The organism is Streptomyces sp. NPDC043680 (assembly GCF_056436685.1).
The window spans coordinates 98,454-110,315 of the sequence record NZ_JBWKCE010000017.1; the positions used below are offsets into that span (position 1 = coordinate 98,454).

At 68.8% G+C, this 11,862-nt stretch carries 12 protein-coding genes and 2 pseudogenes; 11 read left to right on the forward strand and 3 right to left on the reverse strand.

Annotation, left to right across the window (positions count from 1 at the left end; all coding sequences use genetic code 11):
• The first annotated feature begins 489 nt into the window (after window positions 1–489).
• The 4 genes and pseudogenes from AC0666_RS27180 to AC0666_RS27195 all read left to right on the forward strand — a co-directional run bounded on the left by AC0666_RS27180 (window position 490) and on the right by AC0666_RS27195 (window position 2,922).
• Window positions 490–951: pseudogene (locus AC0666_RS27180) on the forward strand (low temperature requirement protein A).
• Window positions 837–1,676 carry a low temperature requirement protein A gene (locus AC0666_RS27185; protein ID WP_468974127.1) on the forward strand — a complete coding sequence of 280 codons (840 nt, stop codon included), beginning with the start codon at window positions 837–839 and terminating at the stop codon, window positions 1,674–1,676. The pseudogene AC0666_RS27180 and the gene AC0666_RS27185 overlap by 115 nt, the downstream one beginning before the upstream one ends.
• A gap of 234 nt (window positions 1,677–1,910) precedes the next feature.
• Window positions 1,911–2,486, forward strand: coding sequence for a MarR family winged helix-turn-helix transcriptional regulator (locus AC0666_RS27190; RefSeq protein ID WP_468974117.1), 576 nt, complete (start codon window positions 1,911–1,913; stop codon window positions 2,484–2,486).
• A gap of 22 nt (window positions 2,487–2,508) precedes the next feature.
• A complete protein-coding gene (locus AC0666_RS27195; RefSeq protein WP_468974115.1) occupies window positions 2,509–2,922 on the forward strand; it encodes a nuclear transport factor 2-like protein in 414 nt (137 codons plus the stop codon).
• A gap of 562 nt (window positions 2,923–3,484) precedes the next feature.
• Here the strand turns inward: AC0666_RS27195 and AC0666_RS27200 are convergent.
• Window positions 3,485–4,138, reverse strand: coding sequence for a TetR/AcrR family transcriptional regulator (locus AC0666_RS27200; RefSeq protein ID WP_468974113.1), 654 nt, complete (start codon window positions 4,136–4,138; stop codon window positions 3,485–3,487).
• Window positions 4,139–4,230: 92 nt separating this feature from the next.
• Here AC0666_RS27200 and AC0666_RS27205 point away from each other — a divergent pair, with 92 nt between their 5' ends.
• Window positions 4,231–4,956, forward strand: coding sequence for a YqeB family protein (locus AC0666_RS27205; RefSeq protein WP_478708459.1), 726 nt, complete (start codon window positions 4,231–4,233; stop codon window positions 4,954–4,956).
• Window positions 4,957–5,208: 252 nt separating this feature from the next.
• Here AC0666_RS27205 and catA read toward each other — a convergent pair whose 3' ends face one another.
• Window positions 5,209–5,862 (reverse strand): type A chloramphenicol O-acetyltransferase, encoded by a 654-nt coding sequence (gene catA / locus AC0666_RS27210; RefSeq protein WP_468974109.1) that lies wholly within the window; start codon window positions 5,860–5,862, stop codon window positions 5,209–5,211.
• Window positions 5,863–6,380: 518 nt separating this feature from the next.
• Between catA and AC0666_RS27215 the strand changes: the two genes are divergently transcribed.
• The 6 genes and pseudogenes from AC0666_RS27215 to AC0666_RS27240 form a co-directional block, all read left to right on the forward strand.
• Complete coding sequence (locus AC0666_RS27215; RefSeq protein ID WP_468974107.1) at window positions 6,381–7,013, forward strand: LysE family transporter; 633 nt, start codon at window positions 6,381–6,383, stop codon at window positions 7,011–7,013.
• A gap of 248 nt (window positions 7,014–7,261) precedes the next feature.
• Window positions 7,262–8,146, forward strand: a complete 885-nt coding sequence (locus tag AC0666_RS27220; RefSeq protein ID WP_468974105.1) for an aldo/keto reductase — start codon at window positions 7,262–7,264, stop codon at window positions 8,144–8,146.
• Window positions 8,147–8,335: 189 nt separating this feature from the next.
• Complete coding sequence (locus AC0666_RS27225) at window positions 8,336–9,061, forward strand: dienelactone hydrolase family protein (protein ID WP_468974103.1); 726 nt, start codon at window positions 8,336–8,338, stop codon at window positions 9,059–9,061.
• Window positions 9,062–9,394: 333 nt separating this feature from the next.
• Window positions 9,395–9,859 (forward strand): DUF3995 domain-containing protein, encoded by a 465-nt coding sequence (locus AC0666_RS27230; RefSeq protein WP_468974101.1) that lies wholly within the window; start codon window positions 9,395–9,397, stop codon window positions 9,857–9,859.
• Between the two features lie 244 nt (window positions 9,860–10,103).
• Complete coding sequence (locus AC0666_RS27235) at window positions 10,104–10,295, forward strand: alpha/beta fold hydrolase (RefSeq protein WP_468974099.1); 192 nt, start codon at window positions 10,104–10,106, stop codon at window positions 10,293–10,295.
• A gap of 15 nt (window positions 10,296–10,310) precedes the next feature.
• Window positions 10,311–10,538, forward strand: a pseudogene (locus AC0666_RS27240) (alpha/beta fold hydrolase); the annotation flags it as partial.
• Window positions 10,539–11,029: 491 nt separating this feature from the next.
• Here AC0666_RS27240 and AC0666_RS27245 read toward each other — a convergent pair.
• Complete coding sequence (locus tag AC0666_RS27245) at window positions 11,030–11,764, reverse strand: sulfite exporter TauE/SafE family protein (protein WP_468974097.1); 735 nt, start codon at window positions 11,762–11,764, stop codon at window positions 11,030–11,032.
• Between the last annotated feature and the right edge of the window lie 98 nt (window positions 11,765–11,862).

The following is an 11,862-nucleotide window of genomic DNA, read 5'->3' on the forward strand; positions in this document are numbered from 1 at the left end:
GCCGTGGAGTGGAAGGCTGACCTTCGAGCACGGTGACACCCATGACCTGAAGCCGCCGACGTGCGATACGTGGAGTACAAGGGCGCTGGCCACCATCTGTCCCAGCGGAACGGCCCGAAGAGCTCACCCGCGAACTGATGCAGTTCTTCGGCTGATACGTACCGGGCCCCCAGCCGTCGATCGGCGCCCATGCCTGCGGGTGCCGGCGCTCGGAGTCGGTCACCGCCCTGGGGGCGCCGGCTCACGCGGCAAGAACCGGACGTGCCGGGCCACCGAGTGGGCGGCCCCCGGCAGCTGGTCATCCGCTGACGTGCGCGGTCGGCCGGTGGGCTTGCGGCGTGGCCGGTCCCGATCGATGGCCCTGGGCCTGTTCGTTAGGCGCAAGCAGTGCGCCGATACCGGACCGTGCTGCCGCCGCCGTCCCCTGTCGTGAGAGAGAGCCCGGTCATGTCCTTGCCCAAGCCCGCCGCGCACCTTTTGCGTCGTACGATGCGCGGTCGCGATCCGGGGGAGGAGCACCGCACTGCGACCACGCCGGAGCTGTTCTTCGACCTGTGCTTCGTCGCGGCGGTCTCCCAGGCTTCGACCCAGTTCGCCGAGCAGGTCCTGGTGGGCCGCGCGGCCCACGGGCCGGCCTACGACACGGCGGTGTTCTTCGCGATCTGGTGGGCGTAAATGGGTTTCAGCTGGTTCGCCTCCGCCTACGACACCGACGACGTCCCCAACCGCCTGGCGGTCTTCGTGCAGGTGGCCGGCGCCCTGGTCCTGGCCGCGGGCGTACCCGAGGCGTTCGACAACCACTTCACGACACCACCATCGGCTACGCGATCATGCGGATCGGCTCCGTCGACCCGGCGCGCGCCCGCGTCGCACGCTGCTACGCGATCGGGATCAGGCCGGGCGGCGGACACCTCCTGCAGCTGTCCCTACTCGTCACCGGCGGCCTGCTGACCGTCTTCAGCATGTGGTGGAGGTACTTCACCCGCCCCACCGATGCGGGCCTGGTCATTGACAACCGGCAGGCGTTCCGCTGGGACTACGGCCACTACCTCGTCCTCGGCTCGGCCGCTGCTGTCGGCACCCGCCTGGAGATCGGCGCAGCCTTCCTGGGCGGGCATGGTGAGATCTCCGCCTTCACCGGCGCCTGCATTTTCTCCACCGCGGTGGCTGTCTTCATCACGGTGACCTGGCTGCTGCACGTACGCCCCCACGGCTCGAAGGCCGCCCGGTCCCTCCTGCACCCGGCCGTCGCCCTCCTGGTCATGCTCACCCCGCTCAGCCCGGAGCCGTACCTGGCCACCGGCCTGCTCATGACCGTCCTGTTGGCCTCTCCGACCTGCTCGCCGACGGGAATCCACCAGCCATACGCCCTGACACCCGCGAGGGGGACAGCCGGCTGGACTGCCAACAGACAGGACGAAGACCCCGAAGAGTGTCGGGGCCTTCGCGTATTCCGCTGCCCTATGCCTCAGCCGGCCCGGTTCAGTCACCGGTCAGGCCCAGGCCTGGACGTGAACCCCCTCGTCCGCCCGCACTGGTGGCGGAGATCAGCGCCGGCATGCCCCATCGACCGCGGCGTCGTCCAACACCGCTGCGCTTCAAGCGGCTGCGCTTGCATGCCTCGGTCGGTGACGTGCCGGGGTTCGGGGCGGGTCCGGCCGCTGCTGGCTGGCTGAGTAATACCGGCCGGGGCCGTCATTCGGCTGCCCGCAGTCCTCGCAGCCCTTGCAGGGAGAGCGGCTGTACGTCGGAGCTGCTGCCGGCCCCGGAAGTGGGAGTGGCGGTCAACGCACAGCAGTTCAGGGCGGCGCCATCGCCTGCTTTTCCCATCGCAGGGTGAAATTTACTGGCTCTGCGGGGCGACGGGCTCTGGTGGTGTCGCCACTGACACAGTAAAGTGCAGCTTCATTATGAAGCACGTACATAATTCTGGTCTGGCTCGTGACACCGACGGCCTGCTCTACGACCCTGGTGTCCGCGATTCCATGCAGGCGTTCGCAGGAGGCGAGGACACCCTCGCGCTGGAGACGGCCGCTGCCGTCCGGTCGGCTTCCCAAGCGGTCGATCGGCTGCGTGCGCAAGGTGCGGGTGGACGTGGGCTCAGCGCGGGGGCACTCGATGTCCTCGCTCGACTGAGTACGGCCGCGGACGAGGGGCTGAGCATCGGCGAACTGGCCCGCGCGGCGGGGGTGAGTTCCCGCAACGTCACCGGCCTGGTCGACACCCTTGAGCGCGACGGGCTGACGCAGCGGGTTCAGGACCAGCGCGACCGCCGGTCGGTACGCGCCAGGATCACACCAGCCGGCCTCGACTGGCTGGACGCCTTCCGGCAGCCCACACAGCGCGCCATGTCCGCCGTCTTCCAAGGCTTCACCGAAGACGAACTCGCCCGGTTCCGCGACCTGTGCCTGCGCATGGTGGAGAACCAGCAACGCATCGAGCAGTACCTGAACGCGGCCCGGCACGACCAGCCGCCGGCTTCCTGAACGGATATCGATGGAGCACCGCATGACCACCGACTCAGCGAGCACAGCCGTCCGACGTACCGTCAGGACCTATCACGAGGCCCGGTTCCGGGGAGACGTCTCCACGGCCGCAGCGCAGATCGGCGAAGGCTTCAGGTTCCGCAGCCCGTTCATCACCTCCGACAGCCCGACCGGCCACCTCGACGGACTGGACGGGCTCCTGGGCATCGTCACCGGCGTGGAGCTGATCAGCGAGCTCTACGGGGAGACCGAGGCCACCCTGGTCTACGACGTCCACACCGCCCCGGCCGTCGGCATCACCCAGCACACTGCCGAGCACTTCCGCTTGGACGAGGGCCGAATCACCTCGATCACCCTCATCTTCGACTCCGCCCCCTGGCAGGCCATCATGTCCGCGGCCGGCCCGACCCACGACGAGGCCCTCCCCACGGCGTGATCAGCCGTGTGCCGTCACGACGGAATGCATCAACTCCTCCGTCGAAGCTCGCAGCAGCGCAGACTCAGCACCTTGGCGACCGTCACGACCCGCTTCGCCGATCCCCAGCGGGCACTGCTCGTCGCACGCGCCTGCACGGGGGACGCCGACTCCCTGCAGTCAGGTTGTAAATCGAGGTGCCGCTCGGAACAGCGTTCAGATCACGCCGGAGGAGTGAAGGAGACGCTTGGCCGACCTGACTGCGTTCCCCGGCACGGCCCGGCAGATTCCGTACGGTTATCCGAGCGGGTCGCCCATCAGGAGCCGGGCCCTGCTCCGAGACGACGCCGAGCCGAAGGTGCGTTCTCCGCTCGTGGAGCGTGCTGCCGGGGAACATCGGCAGCACGCTCGGCAGCGGTACCACCATGGGCGGTCCGCACCGCCTGGTCTTCGTCGAGGGGGGTCGGTCCGTGCCCGAGAGGGCGGCGCATGGGGCTCACCACCGAAGTCTCGCAGCCATCGGCTACGGGCTGGGAACGACGGAGTCCTGGCCGGGGCCTCTTGGCATTCTTCGGGTACGGCGTCACGGACGTGCGCGGACCTCGTTGGGCACCGGTGGAAACCCCTGGTGGGTGTTGGGCCTTAGGAAGCGTTGGAGGATCAGGCGCAGGGTGGGGAGCTGATCGGCCGGGGTGAAGGACGGGTCGGTGGCGGCGCTGGTGTAGAGAGCGGCGATGAGAGCCATGATCCAGGCTGCGGTGTCGTCCGGGTCCAGGGCCGGGTCGATCTGTCCTGCTGCGGTCGCCTTCCGCAACAGGGTGGTGACGGTGGACCGTTCCTCGTCATTGTCACGGCTCAGCAGCGTTTCGAGATCCGGGTCGCGGTAGGCCTGGATCATCGCCTCCATCACGAGGGCGGGAACCAGTGGTTCCGTAGCAGGGGCGGCGAGAAGGTCGACGGTGGCGAGGAGGGCGGTCCACGGGTCGTCGGCGGCGCGGGCGGCGGCGAGACGCTGGGCCTTGGTGGCGCCGTCGTGCTCCTCGTCCTCGAAGACGGCGTGGAAGATCGCGCGCTTGTTGGGGAAGTAGTGGAACAGGTTGCCCGCGCTCATGCCGGCGGCCTTGCAGATCTCTGCCGTGGTGGTGCGCTCGAAACCTTTGGCGGCGAAGAGCTCGGCCGCGGCGTTGACGATGTGCCGACGGCGTGCCCGGTGCCTGGCCGGATCGACTGTCCTCATCGTGGTCCTCTTCTGGTCGGTTCCGGGCTCTTCCGGCCCTTCGGTTAATAATAGACCGAGCACTCGGTCTATTATTACGGACGAGGGGGAACATGAGCATGCGCAAGAAAGTTGAACGAAACCCGCGAGGTGACCGGCTCACCGTGCTCGGTCAGTCGGCGTGGAGCACCGTGTGCGTCTACTTCGTCTTCGTGCTGGCGGGGGCGGGCGTCGGCTGGCTGGTCGCCCTCCTGGCCGACTGGTTTGTGACGCTTCCCTGGGCACCCCTGCAGGGACCGGCCGAGCTCGTTGCGTCAATACCCGCTCCGTGGCTGCCCGCCGCAGGTTCGGTGACCGGGATGGCGCTCGGACTGGTTGCTCAGCACGAGCAGTTGGTGATTCGTCTGTCGGATGAGCGCGTTGTGCTCACACGCAAGGGGCATGCGCAGGAGTTCTCGCGCGACGCCATCGCCGCAGTGTTCCGGGACGGCAAGCAACTCGTCCTGCTCGGCCACGACGGTGGCGAGCTCACTCGGCAAGAGGGGGACCTGGACGTCAGCCACGCTGCTGACGCCTTTACCGCGCACGGTTACGTATGGGCGGATGCCGATCCACACAAGGACGAGTTCCGCCGCTGGGTCCCTGACACTCCCGGCCTCCCGGAGGGGGCGAACGCCATCCTCAAGGCCCGCCAGGAGTCGTTGGAAAAGAAGAGTTCCTCTGACGATGATGTTCAAGAGCTCCGTGAGGAACTGGCGCGTCTCGGCGTCGTCGTGAGGGACGAGAATCGGCGCCAGTACTGGAGGACGTTCCGGAAGGCAGGTCCCGCCGTGCAATGAATGACGGTGAGACACCAGCTGGATTGTGTCGCTCGGTAAGCCGAACCCGGTGTCATCGTCTGTGGGCGCCTGGGGCGTAGCGGCTCCAGGTTCCTCCGGCCTAGGCGACCAGCCGGGTGACTGTCTTGTCGAGGTAGCCCCAGTCGTCGACCCGGACGACGAGGCTCCAACCCGGGGCCGACAGCTGCACGTCGACCAGTGCGTGCTACCTGCGCGTGCAGACCATTGCCGCCGCGTTCAGAGTTTCCGGCTTTACTCCAGCCAGGTCGTGTCGGTAATGAGGGTCTGTAGCTCGTTGACCAGGCGTGTCGAATGGAAGCCGTCTGCGGCGGCGTGATGCACCTGTACAGCGACGGGAAGCAGGACTCGGCCGTCTCGCTCGGTGTACCGGCCGAGCGTGAAGATCGGCGCGAGGTGGTTCCAGCCGTTGCCGATGTTGAGGTTGAACCCGGTGAAGGATGCCCATGGCAGACTCGACACGTCGAACGTGTTGGCCGGCAGTTCCCCCTGCGGGAAGAACTCGGTGGCGCGGCTGTGTTCCGCGAGCAGGGCGGCGGCGACGTCGTGGAATGCGCCGAAGTCGGGGTCATGGGGGGCCCATACGCATGCGAACGTTTCGCGTTCCGGGTTGAAGACCGTGAAAGCCGGGTGCACGACAGGCCAGACAGCCGGTTCGTCCGACGCGGTGAGGCACATCCTGAACTCATCGTGCCGGTTGACGACCGTGGAGAGTGCCCAGACCTGCGCGATGTAGGTCTTGCGCCGCGATTGCCGCAGCGCGGTGGTGAACGCGGTGACGTCGAGCTCCACCGTCATCGAGTACGTGCACGGAACGAGCCGGCGGTAGTGCTCGAAGTGTTGTCGGCGCGGCCACGTGGCCAGGTCAATCGGGGTAGGAGCATCCATCCGATCATCATGCCAGCCGTCGAGGATCGGCAGCGAAGCTGAAAGCCCGCCCCTATTGAGTGAGATCTAGCGGTGGTGGGACAGGGGAAGCGAAAGCTTGGCGATCCCGGGTCCTCTTGGTCCGCGTCGCTGGGCGTCCGAATCACCGATGCCCTCAGGTCAGCGCCCGCTGGGGAGCAAGGCGGGCAGGTCTGCGGAACGATGTGAGCGGTGGTGGCGACCCAAGGAGCGTCATCAGCAAGGCCACGAGCCGAACATGGCCCCCGGCATCCATCGGGACCAGGCGTCGGCTTGTCTACCCAGTGCAGCGGGAGGCAGAAAAGGTTCTCTCTCCGCGGCCTGAAGGACCGCAGGCCACTTGCGACGATGTCACTCTCGAAAAATGAGTTGTCCGAGCAGCCCCGACGCCCCCAAGATCTGCCCATGACCATCCCCCTTCTGCCGCTGCCCTCCACCGTCCGACCGGTGCGAGTCCAGCAGCAGCCCGGCCGACTGCGAAGGCCGACGCTCGCGCACGCGTGATCGCCGCCCTGGTCGCGGGCCTCCTCGCCGGCTACGGCATCGCCGTGCCCGTGGGAGCGGTGGCGACATATCTGGTGGCTCTGACAGCCCGGACATCTCTCAAGATCGGCGCCTGTGCCGCCCTGGGTGTCGCAACCGCCGACGGCCTCTATGCGCTGATCGCCGCGCTTGGAGGTTCCGCGCTCGTCCCCGCGATCGAACCGGTCATGGTTCCCCTCCGATGGGTCTCGGGCTTGGTGCTCATCGCACTGGCGGCTCGCAGCGGCATCACGGCGATCAGCCAGTACCGCACTCGACAGGCGACAGCCCGCACCGACGAGGTTCTCCTCAGTCCCGCACGGGCCTATATGGGGATGCTGGGGATCACCATGATGAACCCCATGACCGTGATCTACTTCGCGGCGCTCGTGCTCGGCAGCCACAGCACAGCGGCTCCAGACCGCCTGGAACAGACCGTGTTCGTCCTCGCGGCCTTCGCAGCATCCGCCAGCTGGCAGCTGCTACTCGCCGGTGGCGGAGCACTGCTCGGCCGGACTCTGACCAGCAGTCGAGGTCGGCTCGTCACGGCCATGGCTTCCAGCGCCCTGATCGCCGCACTCGCCGTTCACCTGCTCACCTCAGCGCCATGACCAGGTCCCGGTGTCCTGGTGCGCCGAGCACGGCAACGCGGCTGGCCCGGCGGGGGCGATATGCCATTCCTTCGGGGCGCCCACGACCTCGGGTTATGCGTCGAGGTTGCAGGTGGCGATCATGGTGAGGAACAGTCAGCAGGTGCCGTGCGGCCGCCGGAAGCGGCGGTGGGGGGCGTACGGGCTCCCTGGTGCCGTCGACGGCCTCGGCACATCCGACACCCCGCCACATGAGGAGAAGAGGGACCATGCAGCAGCGCACCATCGCAGCCATGACCGTGAGCGCCGTCGGCCTGGGTGCCATGCCGCTGTCCATCGAGCACCGTCCGGACGAAGAGCAGGCCATCGCCACCATCCACGCCGCCCTGGACGCCGGGGTCACACTCATCGACACCGCCGACAGCTACCACTGGCACGCCGGCGAGGTCGGCCACAACGAGCTGCTCATCGCCCGCGCCTTGGCCCGCTACGGCGGTGACACCTCCCACATCCTCGTCGCCACCAAGGGCGGCCGTGGACGCCCCGGTGACGGTAGTTGGACCGTCACCGCCACGCCGGCCCACCTCAAGCGCGCCGCCGAGGCCTCCGCCAAGCGCCTGGGCGTCGATGCGATCGGCCTGTACCAGCTGCACAAGCCGGATCCGGCCGTGCCCTGGGCGGAGTCGGTGGGCGCCCTGCGTGAGCTGCTCGACGCCGGCACGATCCGTACCGCCGGGATCTCCAACGTCACCACCGGCCAGATACGCGAGGCGCACGCGATCCTCGGCGAGGGCCTCGTCTCGGTGCAGAACCAATACTCGCCCGCCGTGCGCGACAGCGAACCCCAGCTGCGGCTGAGCACGCAGCTGGGGCTGGCCTTCCTGCCCTGGAGTCCGCTGGGCGGTATCTCCCGCAGTTCACTCGACGGACCGTCCGGGCCGGCTTCTGCGAGCACCGCCTTCCACCGCATCGCGGCGCAGCGCGGCGTCAGCCCGCAGCAGATCGCCCTGGCCTGGTTGCTGACCCGCTCCCCGAACGTGATCCCGGTGCCGGGAGCCAGCCGCCCGGCATCGATCCAGAACTCTGCCGAGGCGGCTGAAATCGAGCTGAGCGAGGCGGAGCAGGCGCAGTTGGAAGTCCCACTGCCCCACTGAGCCGGCGCCGCCCGACGGCCGACGCGACGGCCGTCGGGCGGCGTTCGATGTGCTCAAGGACCCCGTGAGGTCCGTCCGTACACAACCGGAGAGCAGAGGCTCGCGCCGTCAGCACTCTGCAACACGCGGGGGAGGTGGTCCCGCGTGTGCTCCATCAAAGCGTCACGGTAATGATTACAGTCCGATCTCATGACGACGGTTACCACGCGCACGGTCGAATACCCCGCTGACGGCCTCACGATGACCGGATATCTTGCGCTCCCGGCCGGTGTCGATCGCCGGCCCGCGGTGCTGCTGGGACCGGAGGGCCCGGGGCTCAGCGACGTCGAGCGTCGCCGGGCCGATGCCCTCGCCCAACTGGGATACGTGGCCCTGGCCTTCGACCTCCACGGCGGGCGCTATCTGAGCGACCCCGAGGAGATGCTGGCCCGCTGTATGCCGCTGCTCGCCGACCCCGACCGAATGCGGGGCATCGGCCACGCGGCGCTGGAGGTGTTGCGCGCCGAACCGCGGACCGACCCCGACCGGATTGCCGCCGTCGGCTACGGCACGGGAGGCGCCATCGGGCTGGAACTCGGGCGCGACGGCGTCAACCTGCGAGCGATCGGGACAATCAACGCACTGACGACGGGCCGGCCGGGCGAGGCGCGGCGCATCCGCTGTCCGGTGTGGGCCGGGGTCGGGTCCGAAGATCCCATCATGCCGCCGGCGCAACGGGACGCGTTCACCGCCGAGATGCAAGCCGCGGGCGTCGACTGGCGCCTCGTAACCTACGGAGGCGCCTTGCACGCCTTCCATCATCCACCGGTCGATCAGCCCGTGCGCCCCGGCGTCGGCTACCACCCCCGGCACGCGAAGCGAGCCTGGCGCGACATCTGCGACCTGCTCGCCGAGTGCCTGCCCGTGACCGGGTGAGGGCCGATTCCGGCTGATGCAGAGGGCGGAACCTGCTGCGTGGTCCGCTGAGTCTCCCACCACCACAATCCCTCCCTCCTCGCCGTGACCTCGCAGTATCCGTCCGGACCTGACGAGTCTGCACGGAGCGCTCGACCGGCGTGTTTCGAACCACCGAGCGAGGGTGCGCCGCCCCGCTCCAGCATCGACCTGACCCGCGGCACCGCGTTCATCGTGCTGCCGCAGCTACCGCAGGGCCCGTGCGCAGACGGGCGCGAGAGCTGCGCGGCGGGCCGACGGTGAGCCACGAACGCAAGGGAGCGCGCAGTTCCCGACGGCTTGCTGTGGGGGCGTATGGCGTGCCTGTGGGCGCTGGCGTTCGCCGGGTTGCACTTCTATTGGGCCGTCGGCGGCGATGTGGGGCTGAACGTTTCCGCCGGTCCGCTGGCCACCGAGCGTCCGCTGTGGTTCGTCGTGGCCGGTTTGTGGGGCGTGGGTGCGTTGTGTCTCCTCGGCGCCTTGCTGGGATGGATGCTCGCCGGCCTACCGGTTCTCTGGCCGGTGAGGTGGCTGGGGTGGGGTGTCAGTGCCCTGCTCCTGGCCCGTGGCATCGGTGTCGAGGTGCTGCTGCTGACCGACACCCTGCGGCTGGACACCGCGGTGAGCCCGCAGCAACGGGCCTGGACACTGGCTCTTTGGAATCCCTGGTTCATCGCCGAAGGTCTCGTCTTCGGTCTTGCCGCCCTGTGCGCCGGCAGGCCTGCCGGCGCACAACCGCCGCCGGAGCTCAGGCAGCGCCCCGGCCCGTCGCCACGGTGACCACGGCGCCCACGGCGCCGTGCGCGGAGGGAGAGGCAGGCGCCCCGGGAACCGGGCAGGCGGGGCGGCGGCGGGGGAGGGGAGGGGGCAGGATGCCGTAAGGGAAGCCGGGTCGGCAGACTGCCCGATTTTCATGGGTTGACCTTGCCCTAAGGTCAAGGCTCACCTGGACCCATGACGAACGCGAACGCGAACTCAATCCCGACCTGACGTCCAACTCGCCTCCGTCTCGGCATGAGCCGGCATGGTGCCGGTGGAGGACACGGCCCTGGCCGTCACCGACACGGGTGGCCGCGGCCGGCCGCTGGTCCACCTCAACGGCTCCTACGCCACGCAGAAGAACTGGCGGCCCGTCATAGCCGAACTCGGCAGCCGCTGGCGGCACATCACCTACGACGAGCGGGCCCGCGGCCGTTCGGAGAAGTCGTCCGACTAGTCCTTCGAGGCCTGCCTGCGCGACGTCGACGCGGTCCTGAAGGCGACCGCGGCGCAGCGGCCGGTGCTGGTGGGCTGGTCCTACGGGGCGGCGCTCGCGCTGCACTGGGCCGCGCAAAACCCGGAGCGGGTCGAGGGTGTGGTCGTGGTCGACGGCGGTTACCCGTGGGACTACCTCGCCACCGTCGCCGGTGGCCGGGAGGCCGGCAAGGAGGAGATCCGGCGGCTGTTCAGGAAGTTCGCCTGGACGATGCCGCTGACCGGCAGGCTGGGGCTGGCTGCGCGGATGAGCGCCGACCAGCATGCCGACATCAACATCGAGCTGACGGCCATGGGGGTGAGGGTTGCGGGTTCTTCACCCGTCCCGCGCCGGGTGTCGGTGGCGCCGACGTTGAGGGGGCAGGGCGGGCCACCGCCCTCTCGTACTTCCGGTCGTGGCCGATGCGCCACAGCAGGCTTCGCATCGCTTCGAGCCGGGCACGGCGCTCGTCGTTGCTCTTTACCACCGTCCAGGGTGGCTGGTGGCGGTCGCCCGGAACGTCCTTCGATGCGACCCGATTGGGCAGGTGGTCTCTGCCGGATGGCGGAGTGTGCCGTTCAGGAGGAGGCTGCGGTGGGTGCGTCTGCCGCTCGCGTCCGCCGCTGCCGCCGCACACCATGCCCGGGTGGCGCTGGCCCTCGCCCCACGCGGCAGTGGCCGAGTGATGCCGGACTAGCGCCAGGATCCGCGGGCGGTCATGCCATCTCCGACAGCCCTTTGATCAGCACGGAGAAGCCACCGGCCAGGGCCAAGGTGAAGATGAGCCGACGCACCCCCCGCTCCTGGACTCTCGGGGCCAGTGCCCTGCCGATGAGGGAGCCGGCCACCATGGCGGCCACGGTCACCGCCCAGGCCGACCCGCTCAGCCGTGGTGCACCGTTGACGGCCACGGAGAAGACGTTCACCGCGATGCCGTAAAACTGTGCATTCGGCACGAATTCGCGTATCGACCACCCCGCGTTCACGGCGTACAGCGAGTACGGTGGCCCGCCCACACCGGCGGCGGAGTTCATGAATCCACCCACGGCTCCCGCGGTGACGGCGCCCCTCGTTCCGCTCAGAGCCGGTATGCGCGCGCCTCCCATGACGAGAGCCACGGCAAGCGTCACGAGAGTGCCGATGCCGGCGAGCAGTACCGGTTCGGAAAGGCGGGCGGCCGCCCATGAGCCTGCAGGAACGGTGCACGCGGCAGCGATGACCAAGGGCACCATGGCGCGGATCCGTACCCGTCGCCAACCCGTGGCGAGTCCGACGAGGCTGATGACTCCGGCTGCGCAATTTGCCAGCACCACCCCCTGAGCCGGCCCGAGCGTCAGGACGAGCACGGGGACCGCGATGAGCGCGAAGCCCATGCCTGTGAGCCACTGCACCGAAGCAGCCAGAACGACAGTGCCGCCCAGCAGTAGCTCGGCCGCTCCTGCGCCAGCCACAGCACACTCCCACCTTCACCGGATGATCGGGGTCATACTCGACAGAGGATGCCCCCGAACGCAATGGTCTGGCAGGAACGTCCCCTCGGTCCGGAACC

Excerpts from the sequence above, each read along its gene's own strand:
- AC0666_RS27190 (WP_468974117.1), top strand. The coding sequence starts at position 1,911 with ATGAAGCACGTACATAATTCTGGTCTGGCTCGTGACACCGACGGCCTG.
- AC0666_RS27195 (WP_468974115.1), top strand. The coding sequence starts at position 2,509 with ATGACCACCGACTCAGCGAGCACAGCCGTCCGACGTACCGTCAGGACC.
- AC0666_RS27200 (WP_468974113.1), bottom strand. The coding sequence starts at position 4,138 with ATGAGGACAGTCGATCCGGCCAGGCACCGGGCACGCCGTCGGCACATC.
- AC0666_RS27205 (WP_478708459.1), top strand. The coding sequence starts at position 4,231 with ATGAGCATGCGCAAGAAAGTTGAACGAAACCCGCGAGGTGACCGGCTC.
- catA (WP_468974109.1), bottom strand. The coding sequence starts at position 5,862 with ATGGATGCTCCTACCCCGATTGACCTGGCCACGTGGCCGCGCCGACAA.
- AC0666_RS27220 (WP_468974105.1), top strand. The coding sequence starts at position 7,262 with ATGCAGCAGCGCACCATCGCAGCCATGACCGTGAGCGCCGTCGGCCTG.
- AC0666_RS27225 (WP_468974103.1), top strand. The coding sequence starts at position 8,336 with ATGACGACGGTTACCACGCGCACGGTCGAATACCCCGCTGACGGCCTC.
- AC0666_RS27230 (WP_468974101.1), top strand. The coding sequence starts at position 9,395 with ATGGCGTGCCTGTGGGCGCTGGCGTTCGCCGGGTTGCACTTCTATTGG.
- AC0666_RS27235 (WP_468974099.1), top strand. The coding sequence starts at position 10,104 with ATGGTGCCGGTGGAGGACACGGCCCTGGCCGTCACCGACACGGGTGGC.